The organism is Paraburkholderia edwinii, from assembly GCF_019428685.1.
Lineage (GTDB): Bacteria > Pseudomonadota > Gammaproteobacteria > Burkholderiales > Burkholderiaceae > Paraburkholderia > Paraburkholderia edwinii.
Map to the genome: position 1 here is coordinate 1,593,676 of NZ_CP080095.1, position 17,520 is coordinate 1,611,195.

At 63.8% G+C, this 17,520-nt stretch carries 14 protein-coding genes; 10 read left to right on the forward strand and 4 right to left on the reverse strand.

The window, feature by feature from the left end; translation table 11 throughout:
• Nucleotides 1–67: 67 nt before the first annotated feature.
• Nucleotides 68–643 carry an SCO family protein gene (locus KZJ38_RS07045; RefSeq protein WP_219800159.1) on the reverse strand — a complete coding sequence of 192 codons (576 nt, stop codon included), beginning with the start codon at nt 641–643 and terminating at the stop codon, nt 68–70.
• Between the two features lie 100 nt (nt 644–743).
• On the opposite strand from KZJ38_RS07045, the gene KZJ38_RS07050 reads away from it, so the two are divergent.
• The 3 genes from KZJ38_RS07050 to otsA all read left to right on the forward strand — a co-directional run bounded on the left by KZJ38_RS07050 (nt 744) and on the right by otsA (nt 3,585).
• Nucleotides 744–962, forward strand: coding sequence for a hypothetical protein (locus KZJ38_RS07050; protein ID WP_219799389.1), 219 nt, complete (start codon nt 744–746; stop codon nt 960–962).
• 244 nt (nt 963–1,206) lie between these two features.
• Nucleotides 1,207–1,959, forward strand: a complete 753-nt coding sequence (gene otsB, locus KZJ38_RS07055; RefSeq protein WP_219799390.1) for a trehalose-phosphatase — start codon at nt 1,207–1,209, stop codon at nt 1,957–1,959.
• A gap of 159 nt (nt 1,960–2,118) precedes the next feature.
• A complete protein-coding gene (otsA, locus tag KZJ38_RS07060; protein WP_246641669.1) occupies nt 2,119–3,585 on the forward strand; it encodes an alpha,alpha-trehalose-phosphate synthase (UDP-forming) in 1,467 nt (488 codons plus the stop codon).
• A 157-nt stretch (nt 3,586–3,742) separates the two neighbouring features.
• Here the strand turns inward: otsA and KZJ38_RS07065 are convergent, their stop codons facing one another.
• Complete coding sequence (locus KZJ38_RS07065; protein WP_219799391.1) at nt 3,743–5,581, reverse strand: ABC transporter ATP-binding protein; 1,839 nt, start codon at nt 5,579–5,581, stop codon at nt 3,743–3,745.
• A 913-nt stretch (nt 5,582–6,494) separates the two neighbouring features.
• On the opposite strand from KZJ38_RS07065, the gene KZJ38_RS07070 reads away from it, so the two are divergent.
• The 6 genes from KZJ38_RS07070 to KZJ38_RS07095 all read left to right on the forward strand — a co-directional run bounded on the left by KZJ38_RS07070 (nt 6,495) and on the right by KZJ38_RS07095 (nt 14,950).
• On the forward strand, nt 6,495–7,559 hold the full coding sequence (locus KZJ38_RS07070) for a glycosyltransferase family 4 protein (protein ID WP_219799392.1): 1,065 nt from the start codon (nt 6,495–6,497) through the stop codon (nt 7,557–7,559).
• A 376-nt stretch (nt 7,560–7,935) separates the two neighbouring features.
• The gene (locus KZJ38_RS07075) at nt 7,936–9,105 is read left to right on the forward strand and encodes a hypothetical protein (RefSeq protein WP_219799393.1); all 1,170 of its coding nucleotides are present in this window, start codon (nt 7,936–7,938) and stop codon (nt 9,103–9,105) included.
• Between the two features lie 208 nt (nt 9,106–9,313).
• Nucleotides 9,314–9,784, forward strand: a complete 471-nt coding sequence (locus KZJ38_RS07080) for a DUF2214 family protein (protein WP_219800160.1) — start codon at nt 9,314–9,316, stop codon at nt 9,782–9,784.
• Between the two features lie 283 nt (nt 9,785–10,067).
• On the forward strand, nt 10,068–10,916 hold the full coding sequence (locus KZJ38_RS07085) for an NAD-dependent epimerase/dehydratase family protein (protein ID WP_219799394.1): 849 nt from the start codon (nt 10,068–10,070) through the stop codon (nt 10,914–10,916).
• Nucleotides 10,917–11,251: 335 nt separating this feature from the next.
• Entirely contained in the window at nt 11,252–13,825 is a 2,574-nt protein-coding gene (locus tag KZJ38_RS07090) for a penicillin acylase family protein (RefSeq protein ID WP_219799395.1), read from the forward strand.
• A 276-nt stretch (nt 13,826–14,101) separates the two neighbouring features.
• On the forward strand, nt 14,102–14,950 hold the full coding sequence (locus KZJ38_RS07095) for an oxidoreductase (RefSeq protein ID WP_219799396.1): 849 nt from the start codon (nt 14,102–14,104) through the stop codon (nt 14,948–14,950).
• Between the two features lie 126 nt (nt 14,951–15,076).
• On the opposite strand, the gene KZJ38_RS07100 is transcribed toward KZJ38_RS07095, so the two are convergent.
• A complete protein-coding gene (locus KZJ38_RS07100; RefSeq protein ID WP_219799397.1) occupies nt 15,077–15,220 on the reverse strand; it encodes a hypothetical protein in 144 nt (47 codons plus the stop codon).
• Nucleotides 15,221–15,272: 52 nt separating this feature from the next.
• On the opposite strand from KZJ38_RS07100, the gene KZJ38_RS07105 reads away from it, so the two are divergent.
• Nucleotides 15,273–16,079: a hypothetical protein gene (locus KZJ38_RS07105; protein ID WP_219799398.1), complete on the forward strand. Its 807-nt coding sequence runs from the start codon at nt 15,273–15,275 to the stop codon at nt 16,077–16,079.
• A gap of 310 nt (nt 16,080–16,389) precedes the next feature.
• On the opposite strand, the gene KZJ38_RS07110 is transcribed toward KZJ38_RS07105, so the two are convergent.
• Nucleotides 16,390–17,340 carry a hypothetical protein gene (locus tag KZJ38_RS07110; protein WP_219799399.1) on the reverse strand — a complete coding sequence of 317 codons (951 nt, stop codon included), beginning with the start codon at nt 17,338–17,340 and terminating at the stop codon, nt 16,390–16,392.
• Nucleotides 17,341–17,520 lie beyond the last annotated feature (180 nt).

Genomic DNA, 17,520 nt, shown 5'->3' on the forward strand with positions numbered 1-17,520 from the left:
TAGGGGCATCGTGGGAACAGAAGGGCGTCGGCCAAGGTAAATCAGAAGGACGGATCGGCAAAGCGCATCACGAACGAGCCTCAATGATACGGCGCAGATCCTGCGCGATCTGATCAGGCGTGTCCTGATCCGTCGCGAGCAGCCGCGCATGGCCTTGCGCATCGAAAATATAGACAGCCGAACTGTGCGTCACTTCGTAATTGCCGTTCGGATCGCGCTTTTCCATCTGATACGCAATGCGGTAGCGCTGCGCGAGCGATTCGATCTGCGCGTCGCTGCCGGTCAGGCCGCGCGCATGCTGCGCATCGAATGCAGCGACATAGTCATGCAGCGCTTGCGGCGTATCGCGCGCCGGGTCGACGGTAATGAACAGAATGCGCACTTGTTGTGCGTCGGGGCCGAGCTTGCCGATGACTTGCATCAAACGCGCCATCGTCTCCGGGCAAACATCAGGGCAATGCGTGTAGCCGAAGTAGACGAGCGTCGTGTGACCTTTGAACGAATCGCCGGTGACCGGCTTGCCGTCATCGCCGGTCAGCGAGAACTGCAGGTCGGGCAAATGGCCTGTCACGTCGGTCAGGTGCCATGGCGCTTCGTCGTGCGAGCAGGCGGTCAGCGCGCCGGTCGTGCACAGCGCGACCATTAGCACGGCGACGCCGCGAGCGGGTGCGCGCGATGGGCGCAATCTGGACGCCGCGTGCAGCGGTCGCAAAAACGCGCTCAGGCAGGCCGACAGAAAACGCGTGAACAAAGATCCAGGGAACAAAGGCTTTATCACCGACTCGATTGAAGAAGAGACATCGGAAATGCAGCGGGAACACATTGGAAGCGCGAGCCGGTACGACGCGTTCGTCACGCTCGTTGAAAACAACATCGACAACAATCCGGCAACAATGCGGTTCGCAGCAGAGGCAGAAACTGTAGCGCAATTTCCGAAGCCGCGTCGCGCGCGGACCACCTGATGCGGGCTGCGAGGCAATTTGACGCAGCGTTTGAAAGTCGCGTGAAGTCGGATTGTTCCGTTTTTGACCGGAATTCACATGTGTCCGCAGATGGTCTGCCTATGTCCTCATGTGTCATATGAGACAAATAGCGACGAGGGCCCATTAATTCCCGGCGTCTCGATTAATCACCCGATGCGCGGTAAGATGCGCGTTCTTTTCCGGCTGAAAGCAGCTGAAAGCTGCTGAAAGGCAAGACACCCCGATGCAAGCACCTCCCGTAGCCTTCGCCCCAACCGAATACGCGTTTTTCTTCGACTTCGACGGCACGCTCGTCGAACTCGCGCCGACGCCGGATGGCGTGTTCGTGCCGCCTGACGTTCCGGCCCTGCTGGCCGAACTGCGTACGCTGACCAACGGCGCGGTCGCGGTCGTGTCGGGTCGCGGCATCGGCAGCATCGACGCGTTTCTCAACCTGCCGGACCTGCCGATCGCGGGCCTGCATGGCGCCGAGCGGCGCGACGCGAACGGCGACACGCAGCGCGTCGGTTTCAACGACGACCGGCTGCTGCGCATGGAGCAGGTGCTTGCGGATGTCGTCAACGAGAACCCGGGCATGCTGCTCGAGATCAAGGGTGCGTCGCTTGCGCTTCACTACCGCAACGCGCCGGACCGCGAGCCGGTCGCGCGCGCGGCGACCGCGCGGCTCGTTGCCGATTATCCAGGCGCGTATGTGCTGCAACCGGGCAAGATGGTCTACGAGATCAAGCCGAAGGACGTCGATAAGGGCCGTGCATTGCGTGCGTTTCTAGACGAGCCGCCCTTCGCGGGCCGCAAGCCCGTGTTCGCCGGCGACGATCTGACCGACGAAAAAGGCTTCGCGGTCGCCAACGAAACGGGCGGCGTGTCGATCAAGGTCGGCGGCGGCGATACGATCGCGCTCACGCGCCTCGATTCGGTGAGTGCGCTGCATGAATGGCTTGCGGCGATCGTGGCCGCGGCGCGCGGCGGCGCTTGAAGCGTCGCTCAAGTGCCCATTAAGTGCCCATCAAGCGCCCGTGAAGCGCCTATGAAGCTACGACCAAAGCGATAAGCCGATGCGCGCTCTTTCCAATTCCATCAGCATGCCGGCGCCCGCATCGGGCCTGCAGTGCCTTCAATCGGGGATTCGCGCGTCATGAGCCGCCTCATCATCGTATCGAACCGTGTCGCGCCGATTTCCGAGGGCGGGCCCGCGGCGGGCGGCCTCGCGGTCGGCGTCTATGACGCGCTCAAGGAAACCGGCGGCATGTGGTTCGGCTGGAGCGGCGACGTGCTGGCCGCGGGGCAACCGCAGATCAAGCTCGAGGAACGCGGCCCGGTGACGTTCGCGACGATCGGCCTCGTACGGCGCGATTACGACCAGTACTACCGCGGCTTTTCGAATGCGACGCTGTGGCCCGCGTTCCACTACCGCGCCGATCTTCTGCAGTACGACCGACACGATTTCGAAGGCTACTGCCGCGTCAACACGTGGCTCGCGCAACAGCTCGTGCCGCTGTTACGCGCCGACGATGTGATCTGGGTGCACGATTACCATCTGATTCCGTTCGCGCAGGCGTTGCGCGCAGTGGGCGTGACAAACCGCATCGGCTTCTTCCTGCACATTCCGTTTCCCGCATCGCAAGTGCTGCTGGCCGTGCCGCCGCATCGCGCGCTTGTCGAGGCGCTGTGTTCGTTCGATCTGCTTGGCTTCCAGACCACGCCCGACTTGCGTTCGTTCTGCGATTACATCGTCAACGAAGCGGGCGGCAGCATCGACGCGCGCCCCGCCGCGGCCGCCGAGCCGGTGCGGATACACGCGTTCGGGCGCACGCTGCGCGCGGCCGCGTATCCGATCGGCGTCTATCCGGACGAGATCGCCGAACTCGCAAAAGCCGGCGAGCGCGGCAAGCCCGTGCGCACGATGAAGGCGACGCTGCACAAGCGCAAGCTGATCATGAGCGTCGACCGGCTCGATTACTCGAAGGGTCTCGTCGAGCGTTTCCGCGCGTTCGAGCGGCTGCTCGATCACACGCCGGCGCAGCGCAACAACGTGTCGTTCCTGCAGATCGCGCCGCCGACGCGCGCCGACATGCATGCGTACCAGGAGATCCGGCTGCAGCTCGAAGGCGAGTCGGGCCGTATCAACGGCCGCTACGCGGAGCTCGACTGGACGCCGATCCTCTATATTCACCGGCAGTACGAGCGATCCGTGCTCGCGGCGCTGTTTCGCACCGCGCACGTCGGCTACGTGACGCCGCTGCGCGACGGCATGAACCTCGTCGCAAAGGAATATGTGTCCGCGCAGGATCCTGAGGATCCCGGTGTGCTCGTGCTGTCGCGCTTCGCGGGCGCGGCTCAGGAACTGACCGGCGCGCTGATCGTGAACCCCGTCGATATCGACGATATGGCCGACGCGCTGGCCGCGGCGCTGGCGATGCCGCTCGCCGAACGGCAGGCGCGGCACCGGGACATGATGACGCAGTTGCGCGAGAACAATGTGTCGGTGTGGCGCGACAACTTCATGCGCGACTTGCAGCGTGTGGAGCCGGTGGCGCATGTGACGGATGGCGATCACGAGGCAGCGCGTCATCGCGAAGAGGGCGCAGGCGTGGCGGGCTGATCCGCAACGCTCACGGGCACACGCACAAGCCCGCGCTCAGGCACACTGACAAGCGCAAACAGAAATGCCGCTCCGAATACGAAATTCGAAGCGGCATTTTTTTAACCGCATTTCAACTGAATGCGCCGCCGGCGCACATCACGCCACGCGAGATCCGTCACGCCACGTGCTGCTCGTCGACCTTCTTGCTGCCGCCGACATGCAGCGTCGTGGTCTTGCCGTATTGCTTCGCGAGCAGATCGCGATAGAGGCCCGGACGATTGCGCAGCTCTTCGGGGCTGCCGTCGTCGATGACCTTGCCCGCGCTCATCACGATGATGCGGTCGAAGTTGTGCAGCGTCGACAGGCGGTGCGCGATCGCTACCACCGTGCGGCCGACCATCAGCCGGTCGAGCGCCTTCTGGATCGCTTCTTCCGACGCGCTGTCGAGCGCGGAGGTCGCTTCGTCGAGCAGCAGGATCGGCGAGTCTTTCAGAATCGCACGCGCAATCGCGATGCGCTGCCGCTGGCCACCCGAAAGCTTGACGCCGCGGTCGCCGACTATCGTGTCGAAACCTTCCGGCATCGCTTCGATAAAGTCGGTGCAGCGCGCATCGCGCGCGGCCGCGAGCACTTCCTCGCGCGACGCCTCGGGCCGGCCGTACGCGATGTTTTCGTAAACCGTCCGATGCAGCAGCGAAATATCCTGCGGCACGAGCGCGATTGCGTGGCGCAGGCTGTCCTGCGTGATCGCGCCGATATCCTGGCCGTCGATCCTGATCTTTCCGCCCTGCGGTTCGTAGAAACGCTGCAGCAGCGCGAGCACGGTCGACTTGCCGGCGCCCGACTTGCCGATCAGGCCGACGCGCTGGCCCGGCTCGATATTGAGGTCGAAGTGGTCGAGAATAGGCCGGCGCTTCGGATATGCGAACGTGACCTGCTCGAACGTGATGCGGCCGCCTTGCGGCACGAGCTCGGTTGCATCGTTATGGTCCGGCATGCCGTGCGGCTCGAGCAGCGTCTTGACCGCTTCGGCAAGACGCGCAACGTGTTGGGTGACGTCGACGAGCGCCACCGCGAGGTCGCGCGTGCCGTGCAGGATCGTGAAGCCGAGCGAGCTGACCAGCACGATGTCACCTGACGTGGCGCGGCCCTGGTCCCACAGCCACAGCGCCCAGCCGAGCAGCCCCGCGGAGAGCAACGCGGTGATCACCGCGTGCAGCAGGCGCAGCCGTTCGAGATACAGCAGGCTGTTGCGGCGCGCGTCCATTTCGGCCTTGACGGTCGAGCCGAAGCGCTTCTGCTCGCGAAAGGTCATACCGAACGCGCGCACGAGCGACATATTGCCGATCACGTCGACCAGCTCGCCGTCGACGGCCGCCGCCTTGGTCGCGAACGACTGATGGCGCGCGGAGCCGCGGCCGGCGAGCTTGTACAGCACGATCGCGAGAATGGCCGAGCAGGTGAGCAGGGCGGCGGCCATCAGCGGATTCACCGCGATGATCATCACGATCGCGCCCATCACGGCGATGCAAGGCGGCAGCACGTTCCACGCGGTGGTGTTCTCGGCCGTGTAGACGGCATTCGACGTCGCGGTGATGCGGCTCGCCAGCGTGCCCGGCTGCTTTTCGGCGTAGTAGGTGGGCGAGTGGCCGCTCAGATACTGAAACAGGTCGCGCCGCAGGTCGCCGGTGACGGCCACAAACGTGTGGGCGGCGAACCAGCCGCCGACGCGCCACAGCAGGTTGTCGGCGGCAATCAGGCCAACGAGGATCGCGAACGCGCCCCAGAGCGGGCCCGGATGGTGCCGGCCCTGGCTCAGGACGTCGATCAGATGTTTGATCGCATACTGCGACGCGAGCGCACAGCCGACCGCGGCAAACACGCTTGCCAGAACCACCGCATGCGCAAACGGATGGCGGCGGATGAAGCGAAACAGGAACGCAAGCGGCCGCTCCGCATAGCTCGAAAGCTTTGCGTTGTGGGCATTACGCTGGGCAATGGTGAGATGTTCCAATTGTGCGTGCTGTCGATTGAAGTCGGGTTAGGTCATCGGTCACGGGTAGCCTCGTAACACAGCGTAGGTTCCGCATTGTAAACATGCAAAAGCGAATTCGCCCCGCGTAAAGACGAAATCCGGACACGTCGTGCGTGATTCATTTTGAGATGTCACACGCGTCGCGTTGGATTGCGCAGCACCCCGCCGGTGCACAGAGGAGAGCGAATCGCGGTCTTTTCGGGATACAATTACAGTTTGCATTCAATGCCGCCCGCCGGGGCGGTTGTGATGCGGCGCGTTATACGCGCCGACGGAACCCCTTTGACCGGGCATGCAACCAGGGGCGCAACCAAAAAATTTTCGAAGCAGATTTCGAAGCAGAATCAAAGCACAAACGGGGCCTGCGGGGCGCGCCTGCCGCAACAGCGTAGCGATTCGGAGCAAGGTCGAAACCGGGTCGCCGTGAGCGGAAAGCGCGGTCGGATACGAGGCGCAAGCAAGGTGCAACCCGAGCTGCAAGCGCATCGGAAACCGCATCGAAATTGCACATCCGGGAGGATGCGCGGCTACAGGCTCCCAATGTAGAACTGTCTTAGAAAACAAGGGTTTGCAAAGTGTTTCCCCTTTGTAACAACGTAAAGTCTTTGAAATGTACGTGCTGTTTGACCGGCTTGGCATTGATAATGCGTCCTCGGTCAGCCCAGGATGACTGACATTTTGTCAACGGCTGCGCTTGCTGCGCGTTTACGGCGAGGCAGCGGACGACATGAGTCGGTTCCGGCGTCCCTACCAGGCGATCCATCGCAGGATTTTCTCGAAGAAAGCAGGTGCGAGTCCGCGCTGAACGCGGCAGTGCAACCTTGGCGAGCATGCGAGTCGCTTTTACAAACTGCAGTTACTTAGCCTGATCTTTTACGGGAGTTTCTCCACCATGCGAATCGCTCAAATTGCTCCGTTGCACGAGGCGGTTCCGCCGAAGCTGTACGGCGGCACGGAACGGGTCGTGTCTTACCTGACGGAAGCGCTGGTTGAGCAGGGTCACGACGTGACGCTGTTCGCGAGCGGCGATTCGCAAACCTCGGCGAAGCTCGAAGCATTCTGGCCGCAGGCACTGCGTCTGGACCCGACGATTCGCGACGTGATGGCTCCCCACATGCTGCTGCTCGAAGAAGTGCGCCGGCGCGCGGACGAATTCGATGTGCTGCATTTCCACATCGACTATTACCCGTTCTCGCTGTTCGCACGCCAGCCGGTGCCGTTCCTGACGACCATGCACGGCCGTCTCGATCTGCCCGAACTGCAGCCGATCTTCAACACGTTCAGCGACGTGCCGGTCGTGTCGATTTCTGACAACCAGCGCCAGCCGCTGCAGCAGGCGAACTGGCTGCAGACCGTCTATCACGGCCTGCCGGAAAACGTGCTCACGCCGATCCCGAACGTCGAGCCGGGCTACCTCGCCTTCCTCGGCCGTGTCTCGCCGGAGAAGGGTCTCGACCGCGCGATCCGCATCGCCGGCCAGGCGGGCATGAAGCTCAAGGTTGCCGCCAAGATCGACAAGGCCGACCGCGCCTATTACGAAGAAGTCATCAAGCCGCTGATGGCGCTCCCGCACGTCGAGTACATCGGCGAAATCGGCGAAGCCGAAAAGCGTGAGTTCCTCGGCAACGCGCATGCCCTGGTGTTCCCGATCGACTGGCCGGAGCCGTTCGGTCTGGTGATGATCGAGGCGATGGCGTGCGGCACGCCCGTGATCGCGTTCAAGCGCGGTTCGGTGCCGGAAGTGATCGAGAACGGCGTGTCCGGTTTCGTCGTCGAAGACGAAATCAGCGCGGTCGCCGCGATCAAGCGTCTGTCGCAACTGCCGCGCGAAGCGGTGCGCAAGGCGTTCGAAGCACGCTTCTCGTCGAAGGTGATGGCGCGCAACTACGTCGCCACGTACGAGGAACTGCTGCGTCAGAAGCGCCGTACGGTGCTGCGCGAAGTCAACGCGAACTAAGTTGCGAACTGAGCTGCGAACCAGGCGCGAAGCAGACGCCAACTAAGCCTCATACGCTAGCCGTCGCAGAAGCGGCGGTCCGCGTAAAACGATTCACCGACGCCCCGCGTGTGCCTTGCACGCGGGGCGTTCTCGCATCTGGGCGCAACGGCACGCGGAATGCACCACGCTGGAATCCGGACAAGTCACTCTTTTGAAGCAGCACGCGTGGCGCGGCCGAGCGGTTGACCGGAACTCGCGGGCGGTGCCGCGCACCGATGCGCCGCGCATTGAAAACACGGCCCGGCACGCGCGCGGGTGAGCGTGACGCCCAATATCCCTATAATGGCCGTGCCGCAAAATCTGCGGGCTGCCACACAGACAAGAGGAGAAGGCCTTGGCGAGGACGAAACAGACGCGAGCGAACGCCGCGCCGGGCGCCGGCACGATCTTCGCGCTGCGTGCGATCGGCCTCGTGATCCTCGCGCGGTGGCTGTTCTCGATGTCCGATATGGACGTGCTGACGGCGCTGTCCGCGATGGCTTCGTCGCCATGGGCCTGCATCAATCTCGTCTTCCTGTTTCTGCTGATTTTCCTGCCGGGCGCGCGCGCCCGCGCCGAGCGTCCGTTCCATCCGCTGCCGCAATGGCTGCGGCAGGCGCTGCGGCTTTTCGCGTTTCTCGGGTTCCTGTTTGCGGTGTGGTCGGTCGGCGCGTTCGCGTGGACGGCCGGCTGGCGGCGCGCGGCGCACGCGGTCGCGGCGACCAATGGCTGGCTGCTCGCTGCGCCAGCGCTCTACGCGGCCGTGCTGTGGATCTGCCGGCCGCGGGCGCTGTGGCGCACGAACATCGGCGCGCGGCGCTTCGCAATCGGCCGGTTCGCCATTTCGATCGATAACGTGACGCGTACAACGATCGTGTGGATGGAAAGCCGTAAGGTCGGACAGTACGATGCGCGCGAGCTTTCGGTGCGCTGGCCGGCCGCCGGTGCGGCGGGCGACGGCGGCCGCGCTTACGCCGGGAGTGCGGCGGCGGGCGCTGCAGCGCCAGATGCATCGGCGGCGCACCCGGTGTCGGGTGAAAGCGCCGCGTCAGACGGGCAGATGGCGCGTGCCGATGCCGCGGCCGTTGCCGTGCCGCGCACGCATGGCCTGGACGATGTTGCGAGCGGGCATGCTGCGTCGGGTGCGGCTGAGCCGCATGTGGTTGCATCGGACGCCGGCCCGCTCGCGGGTGGCCGCGCGCCGGCCGCGGCCAGCGACGAATCATCGGCACAAGATCTGGAACATGCGTCGACTTCCGTTGGCGCAGAAGGGCGGCCCACCGACGTGACCGCCACCGCGCCCCGCGCCACCGCATCCGCATCCACACGAGCCGGCGCCCACTCGATGCCGCCGCGGCGCGCAGGGCTCGCCGGCTGGCTGCGCCGGCCGAAGATCGAACTGATGTGGGACTCGCCGGCGGCGGCAGGGCATAACCGCCAGACGGTTTTTCGCGTGCCGCTCGTCTCGGAAAGCGATCGAGCCGCCGCGCGCGCGCTCGATGCGAGTCTGCGGCAAACGGGATAAGCGGGACGAACGGGACGAACGGGACGAACGGGACGAACGGGACGAACGGGACGAACGGGACGAACGGGACGAACGGGACGAACGGGACGAACGGACAATGGGGGCGAACGCGCGGCCGCCGACGAACACCGTTGTGGCCAAACGAAAAAAGCAAGAGAAGCGCGAAAGCATTGCAAAAGTAGCGAAAACATAGAGACACCGTATGGAGATGTCCTTACTGATCCGCTGGTTGCTGGCCACGCTGCATCTGCTCGGCTATGGCCTCGCGCTGGCGGCGATCATCGCGCGCACGCGGGCGCTAAGCCGCTGCGCATCGGAACATAGCCTGCCCGGCGTGTTTCTCGCCGACAACGTTTGGGGCCTCTCCGCGCTATTGATGATCGTCACCGGTTCGTTGCGCGCGTTCGGCGGCTTCGAAAAGGGCGCGTCGTTCTATCTGCAGGAACCGCTCTTTCACGTGAAGATGGGCGCGCTCGTGCTGCTCCTGCTGCTCGAAATCGCGCCGATGATCGCGCTGATCCGCTGGCGCATCGCACTTAGAAGGGGCGTGTCACCGTCGCTTCGCCGCGTGCATCAGTTCGCGGCGATCGGCTCGGTGCAGGCCGCGCTGCTGGTCGTCATGGTATTCGCCGCGACGGGCATGACGCGCGGCGTCGGGATGGGCGGCACCGACTGGTAGCCGCGGCGCGCAGCGATCTTAGCGACTCGCCATGGTCATGACAATGGCCATGGTGTGGTTCTGGCAGGTCGCGACGCAACGCACGTGTATCGCCGACGCAGCGCACGTGGTTCGCCCGACGCGGCGTACGCGGTTCACCTGACGCCGTGCACGCGGTTCGGTTCACCGGACGCGGCCGACGCGGTCCACTCAACGCAGCGTACGCGGTTCGCCCGACGCAGCGCACACGGCTCACTGATTTCGCTTTCAGTTTTTTTCAACGTCAGACCTGGAACAACACGCTATGACCGACCAGCAAGCGCAGAAGACCTCGACCGTGCGCAAGCCCTTTCATCGACTTCTCCTGACCGGCGCCGCCGGTAATCTCGGCGCGCAACTGCGCGGCGCGCTCGGCGCATGGGCCGACGTCGTGCGGGTGTCGGACATCGCGCCGCTCAGCGCGTCGGCAAGCCATGAAGAAGCGGTGAGCGTCGATCTCGCCGATCGCGCGGCCGTCGATGCGCTACTCGAAGGCGTCGACGCGGTCGTCCATCTCGGCGGCATCTCGATCGATGCGCCGTTCGACGATCTGCTCGAAGCGAATATTCGCGGCCTGTACAACCTGTATGCGGCGGCCGTGACGCACGGCGTGAAGCGCGTCGTGTATGCGAGCTCGAACCATGTCGTGGGCTTTCATCCGGTGACGTCGGTGGTCGATGTCGATGCGCCGGTGCGGCCGGACAGTTTGTACGGCGTGACCAAATGCTTCGGCGAAGCGCTGTCGCGCTATTACTTCGACCGCTTCGGCATCGAGACGGTGTGCCTGCGCATCGGCTCGTCGTTCGAAGCGCCGAAGAACCGCCGGATGATGGTCACGTTCCTGAGCTTTCGCGATTTCATCGAACTCGTGCGCTGTTCGCTGTTCACGAATCGCGTCGGTCACGCGATCGTCTACGGCGTGTCGGATAACCCGACGAAGTGGGTCGACAACACGAAAGCGTCGTTCCTCGGTTACCGTCCGCAAGATAGTTCGGCGCAGTTCGCGCATCTGTTCGAACCGGCCGCGCCGACCGCGGATTTCGACGATGTTGCGCAGCGCTTTCAAGGCGGACCGTTCGCGGCGGCCGCGCCGCTCGAACGCGACGCGTCGTAACCCAAAGCTGCGGTGCGCGCGAAGCGGATGGCGCTCGCTTCAGCTTTGCTGTGCCGGGCACTGCGAGCGGTTTGACGAAGCATGGGCCACCGCCCGGGTAAGGCATAACCGCAGCCATAACCGCGACCGCAACCGCAGGCGCACCGTTAGCTGCTAACCGTTCGCGAATCGCCGGCCTTTCAGCATCGCGCACGCCTTACGGCGCCTGTTTTGCCACACGTTCGCGCGCTTGCCTTGCTCGCGTATCGTCTTCACACGGTCATGCTATGGTCGCACGGCGTCCGACATCCGGCCGCCGCTGCAACAAGCGTTGAACAACGATCGCGTGATCCGCAATGACCCGTTCAAGCCTTTTCCCGCAGAGGCGGCGCCGCAGGTGGCCGCTCGTTCTCCTGTGCGTCATCATCGTGGTGCTCGCCGCCGCGGTGCTGGCCGGCTGGCTGACGCTGCGCGCGAGCCTGCCGCAACTCGACGGCACGCATGACGCACCGCTGTCCGCGCCGGTCACGATCGGACGCGACGCGCTCGGTGTGCCGACCGTGCAGGGACGCTCGCGTGCCGACGTCGCCTACGCGACGGGCTTTATCCAGGCGCAGGACCGTTTCTTTCAGATGGACTTGTTGCGGCGGGTCGCCGCGGGCGAATTGAGCGCGCTGATCGGACCGCCCGCGTTGCCGATCGACAAGCGCGACCGTCCATTGCGGTTTCGCGAACATGCGCAGGCGGCGCTCGCTGCCTTGCCCGCCGCCGACCGGCAATTGCTTGAACGCTACACGGCCGGCGTCAACGACGGTCTGCGCGCGCTCCACGCGCGGCCGTTCGAGTACTGGGTGCTGCGCGCGCAACCGGTGGCGTGGCGCCCTGAAGACACGCTGCTCGCCGTCTACGCGATGTACTTCGATCTTCAATACGACCAGGTGACGCGCGTGCTGTCGCGCGCCGCGCTGCGCGAACAGGCGAGCGGCGATTTGCTGGCGTTCCTGCTGCCGGCGACGAGCCACTGGGACGCAACGCTCGATAGCGCGAACACGGCCGCGCCGAACGCCGCGTCTGGCGCATCGGCAACACAGCAAACGCAGCCAACTCCGCCCATACAGCCGGCCATCCCGACTTTCCCGACGACAAGGCCGCCATGGCTGCACGCGGTGCAGTCCGCCGCCGACGCCGAGCCGGAAATAACGGGCCTCCTGACCGGCGTGCCGGGCCTCTCCCACGGCCTGGCAGGCTCGGTCAATTCGATGGTCGGCAGCAACGGCTTTGCCGTCGACGGCGCGCACAGCGCGCACGGCGGTGCGCTCGTCGCAAGCGACATGCACCTCGGCCTGTCGCTACCGAACATCTGGTATCGCGTGTCGCTCGTGTACCCGGCGCCCGATGGCGGCACGCGGCGTATCACCGGCGTCACGCTGCCCGGCGCGCCGCTTATCGTGGCCGGCAGCAACGGCCATATCGCATGGGCATTCACGAACAGCTACGGTCGTTTTGTCGATCTGATCGAACTGCAGCGCGATCCGGCCGACCCGCTGCGCTATCGCGTGCCGGGCGGCGGATGGGACAAGGCGCAGGTCATCCACGAGCGGCTCGACGTGAAAGGCGGTGCAAGCGTCGACCTGCCGGTCGTGCAAACGCGCTGGGGGCCGCAAATGGTCGTCGGCTCGCATGCTTATGCGCTGCATTGGGTCGCGCAAGATCCGCAGGCGGTCAACACGAACCTCGTGCGTCTCGAAGACATCACAACCGTCGCCGATGCATTGCATGCCGCGCAGACTTTCGGCCTGCCGACGCAGAACTTCACGGTCGTCGATTCGCAAGGGCATATCGGCTGGACGCTTGCCGGCCCCGTACCGCGCTTTTCCGATGCGGACGTGAGTACGGCAGCGTTTTCCGCGGATGCGGGTGCCGCGCCGTCCAGCCTGCCGTACGCGTCCGGCACGTATACCGGCTGGCAAGGGTATCTGCCGCCGAGCGCCTATCCGGTGCGTATCGACCCGCCGGCGGGCCGCATCTGGACCGCGAACAACCGCGTGCTGCCGCTGCCCGAACTGGCGCGCATCGGCGACGCCGGCACCGATCTCGGCGCGCGCGCGACGCAGATCCGCAACGATCTGCTTGCGCTGCCGCATGCGACCGAGCGCGACATGCTGTCGGTGCAGACCGACGACCGCGCGTTCTGGATCGAACCCTGGCGCCGCGTCGCGCTCGACGCACTCGATGCGCGTGCACTCGCGGGCCATCCGCAACGCGCCGAGTTCCGCCGGCTCGTCGAAACGTGGGACGGACGCGCGGATACGGGCGCGGTCGGTTATCGGCTCGTGCGTGCGTTCTACTACTCGTTGTACGACGCGTGGTTCGGTCCGCTCGACAAGCAGATGAACAAGCTCGCGCCCGAACTCGGCTATCGCGCGGCGAACTCGCGTTACGAGGCGACCATGGAGACGCTCACCGACCGTCGCGCATGGATACCGGACGGCTTCGCGGACTGGCGCGCGTTCATGCTCGATCGCATCGATCACGCAATCGCGCAGTTGCCGCCGGGCACGAAACTCGAAGACGCGCGCTGGGGCGATCGCAACCGCTCGACGATCGCCCATCCGTTTGCGCGGCTGTTGCCGGCGTGGCTGCCGTGGGCGCGCGCGTGGCTCAGCACGCCGCGCGATCCGCTGCCGGGCGACATCAATATGCCGCGCGTGCAGGGGCCGGCGTTCGGCGCGTCCGAACGTTTCGTGGTGTCGCCGGGGCACGAAGAGGACGGCATCTTCGAAATGCCGGGCGGCGAGTCGGGCAATCCGATGTCGCCGTATTTCATCGCCGGTCATGAAACGTGGGTGCACGGCGATGCGGCACCGTTCCTGCCGGGTGCCCCCGTTCATACGTTGACGCTTGGGGCGAACGCGGCGGGTGCTCAATAGCGCACTGCGGGTCACTGCGGGCTGATCGGACGGAGCGTGCGAGGCGCGATCTTCGTGCGTGACGCTCTCGCGTTCGTATGCCCGTGCACCGGGCGAATCTGAAAAATGTCGTGCGCGCGAAGAAGGCCTGCCACGAGTGAACCGGCACGATCGAGCCTGTGCGCGGCCGGGACGGATACCGTACCGTTGCGCCCGCACGCCGACCACGCGCCGACATGACGCGCCCCGCGACATCGACTGGGGCGGCGTGTTGGCGCTTTCAGGGACCTCGACCTCATGATTCGAACGAACACCTCGAGAACATTCTTTATCACCGGCGTGAGCTCGGGCTTCGGGCGTGCATTGTCCGAAGCCGCGCTTGCGGCTGGACATCGTGTCGTCGGCACATTGCGTGACGAGAGTCAGCGTGCCCAGTTCGACGAACTGAAGCCCGGCTACTCGTTCGGCCGCCTGCTCGACATCACCGACCTGCCTGCGATTGCGCCGCTGATCGACGAGGTGGAGCGCAACGTCGGTCCGATCGACGTGCTCGTCAACAATGCCGGTTACGGCTACGAAGGGACGATCGAAGAATCGCCCGTCGACGAGCTGCGCAAACAGATGGAAGTGCATGTGATCGCGCCGGTCGCGATTGCCCAGGCGGTGTTGCCGTTTATGCGCGAGCGGCGCCAGGGGCATATCGTCAATATCACGTCGATGTGCGGCATCGTCACGTTTCCGGGGCTCGGGTTCTATCACGGCAGCAAGTTCGCGATCGAAGGAATTACCGAGGCGCTGTGCAAGGAAGTGAGGCCGTTCGGCATTCGCGTGACGGCGGTCGAACCGGGCAGTTTCCGCACGCGTTGGGCCGGCAAATCGATGGTGCGCGCCGCGCGCACGATTGCCGACTACGACGAAGTGTTCGAGCCGCTGCGCGCGGGGCGCATACGGCGTGACGGACATCAGATCGGCGATCCGGCGAAGGCCGCGCAAGCGATTCTTGCGCTCGTCGATGCACAGAATCCGCCGACGCATCTGCTGCTGGGTACAGATGCTCTCGGCTTCGTGCGAAGCAAGTTCGCCGATGTCGAATTTCAGATCAAGACGTGGGAAAAGGTCACGCTGTCGACTGACTTCGAAGATTGACACGTGTGTCCGGGATGGGTGGTTTATACGCGTTTTGTTCGCGGTTTGTCCCTTACGGCGTCGCACAGGAATATCGCTGGAGCGCGAGGTGTTCTGTAAGTTATCGACACCGCCGCAGTCGCCTCGTCATCCCCATCCGGCGAGCGACGCATGACGGTACGCGCGGTCCGATGTTCCGGCCGATGCGGCGGTGGACCACGACGAACGCTTGAGCGACCTGCCGATGCTGTGTGTGACCTGCGGTCTGCGTGCCGCGGTTTGCGTACTCATGCAACCTGCTGGTGCAACGGCGTTCGTTCTATCTCATCAAGGAGGCTTTCACATGAGATGGTCCGACCTCGCGGATACCGTTGCACGGCATGCGCCCCTGATTGGCTCCGCACTGCGTTCTCCCGAAACGAATGCTCGACCTGTGCACGCGATTGTCGCGTCGATTACCGGAACGGCGATCGACGACCCGGCCGCGGCAGCCGCCGCGATCGCGGCCGATTCCTCCCTGCTCGAAAGCCTGCGCGCCGCCGAAGCGCAAAGCCGACCCGACCTCGTTGCCTATGTATTGCGGATGGGCGGCGGGGCCGGGGTGGTCGCGCCGGCATTGAATGCGAATGCGGCACTCGGCGGGGTACAGCCAGGCTTCTGGAAGAACCTCGGCTTTATGCGCTATGCCGCGCATCTGCGCAACAACGACCGCTTGCGCAGCAAGTACTTCTTTATGCGTCCGTTGTTGACGGCGGCCGTTGTGATCGCAACGATCATCGTCGTGTTCGTCGTGCTGCTCGGTTTTGCGGATCACGCGTTGCACGACCCGTCGATCGCCGCGACGGCGGGCTGCGTGCTGATGTATTTCATGAGCGAGGCGCGTCTTGTGACCGCGTACTGGTTCGGTGCGACGCACGAGTCGAGAGATGCCAATGCGCTCGCACGGTTGCTCGAGATGCGCGAACGTCGTGAGCGTATCGAAGGCGTGGAAGGTCTCGAGGGCCGCGAAGTGGTGGCGCGCGAAGTCGAAGAGTTTGTCGACCAGCGCGAAGCCGAAGAGAAGCTGATCGAGCGTTCCGCGCTCGGCGAGTTGCCGCGTGCGGAGCGGACCGCGGCTGAGCTTTTTGAGTTGAGGACGCCACGGGGGTGAGTGGGTGGCGCGTCGCATAGGAAGACGAACAAGCGGCGACGCACACGCTGCACAAAAGCAAATGGCGCGGCACAAAAAGCGCAGCACAAAGAAAAAGGCCCTCGGCTAATTGCCTGAGGGCCTTTTATTCTCCGGGCTTCACATACCCATGAATTCTGGTGGGTAGTACTGGGATCGAACCAGTGACCCCTGCCGTGTGAACCTGAAAACAGACCCAGTGCATCGAGACTCGATGCACGCAGAAACCTGATTATACGAAATTTTCGTCGATTGTTGCTCAGCTGGAATCAGCTTGATTCAGTACGGATCTTCAATTCACTCCGCCACTTTTCCGCCGGCTCGCGCGATCAATTAGCGCTATGGCTTCCGCCTTATAGCGTGCAATTGCCCACGTTTCGAAATCATCGCCGTGCCACTCGGCCTCCCATCCTTCGGCATCGACGTGGTTTGCAGCGATTTCAGGATCGCAACGACTGGATCTCCGTTCGGGCTGTTCAAACCGAGCGTGATAGACGCTGTACGGCATATCGCTTTCTGTCACGAGAATCAGTCGGTCGACAAAGTCTGCGCTATTCAGCATTCCGCCATGCTCCCACAACTCTAGGTCGAGGCCATAGACCGGTGGGCAGGGAGCCTCTGCGAACGACCAGGAATCGGGCCAGCTTTGTAGAAATTCTTCCATCGTTTTTGCTGGATCAGCGGACCTGAACCAGTCCAGCCACTGCTCCGCATCCATCACATGGCAGCCGTAGGTTTCAATCTCGTTGATCCAAGCTTCCAGTGCAGCGCGAGCTTCTCCAGGGGTTGCTTTCGACCATTTCTTTGGCCTACCTGGCTTCGTCTCAGGCAAACAGCCCTTGCGTATGCGGGTGCAGCCTTTTTCAAAAGTAGTTTGGGCCCCGTGCCGAAGATCCAGTACGTGCGCAATGCCTGAGGGGAGGAGTTTTTTGTTGAGCAGCTGCCGAAGACCTAGTTCAAAGACAAATTGATCATCCAATCGGCCCTTGTCGTAGCCTAGTTGGCTCTTGATGACGTAATCGACTTCATGCAAGCCACGTACTTTCAGCGGGCCAAGGCCGCGCTTGAGTTTGGAGCGCCTGACATACATGTGGTCGGCCAAGAATCCTTCCTTAAGTCCGAGTAAGCCTTCAACGACTTCTTGCGATTTAAGCTTGCGGTCTTTCCCCTTCCAAAGGCACTTTGCCAAATAGGTCGCTGACTGCTGCCGGTCTTCGCTGCTTCCCGTCCGTTGTTGGGCCATCGGAAACCCCTCGTTTATACGCCATGCGCGGTGAGCACACCGTGCCGAATCATACGAATGAGATTACATGATTCATATGGGGTTGCACAAATGGCCGGTGTGGAAAATTACGTTACTGAGGATTTCAGGGTGACGTTTGCGCGGTTGGATCCGAGCGCACTGATTTCGCCCAAGGAATTT

What these genes read in the sequence shown, in the direction of transcription:
- KZJ38_RS07105 (WP_219799398.1), top strand. Translation starts at nt 15,273, where the DNA reads ATGAGATGGTCCGACCTCGCGGATACCGTTGCACGGCATGCGCCCCTG.
- otsB (WP_219799390.1), top strand. Translation starts at nt 1,207, where the DNA reads ATGCAAGCACCTCCCGTAGCCTTCGCCCCAACCGAATACGCGTTTTTC.
- KZJ38_RS07090 (WP_219799395.1), top strand. Translation starts at nt 11,252, where the DNA reads ATGACCCGTTCAAGCCTTTTCCCGCAGAGGCGGCGCCGCAGGTGGCCG.
- KZJ38_RS07085 (WP_219799394.1), top strand. Translation starts at nt 10,068, where the DNA reads ATGACCGACCAGCAAGCGCAGAAGACCTCGACCGTGCGCAAGCCCTTT.
- otsA (WP_246641669.1), top strand. Translation starts at nt 2,119, where the DNA reads ATGAGCCGCCTCATCATCGTATCGAACCGTGTCGCGCCGATTTCCGAG.
- KZJ38_RS07100 (WP_219799397.1), bottom strand. Translation starts at nt 15,220, where the DNA reads ATGAGTACGCAAACCGCGGCACGCAGACCGCAGGTCACACACAGCATC.
- KZJ38_RS07110 (WP_219799399.1), bottom strand. Translation starts at nt 17,340, where the DNA reads ATGGCCCAACAACGGACGGGAAGCAGCGAAGACCGGCAGCAGTCAGCG.
- KZJ38_RS07070 (WP_219799392.1), top strand. Translation starts at nt 6,495, where the DNA reads ATGCGAATCGCTCAAATTGCTCCGTTGCACGAGGCGGTTCCGCCGAAG.
- KZJ38_RS07045 (WP_219800159.1), bottom strand. Translation starts at nt 643, where the DNA reads ATGGTCGCGCTGTGCACGACCGGCGCGCTGACCGCCTGCTCGCACGAC.
- KZJ38_RS07080 (WP_219800160.1), top strand. Translation starts at nt 9,314, where the DNA reads ATGTCCTTACTGATCCGCTGGTTGCTGGCCACGCTGCATCTGCTCGGC.
- KZJ38_RS07095 (WP_219799396.1), top strand. Translation starts at nt 14,102, where the DNA reads ATGATTCGAACGAACACCTCGAGAACATTCTTTATCACCGGCGTGAGC.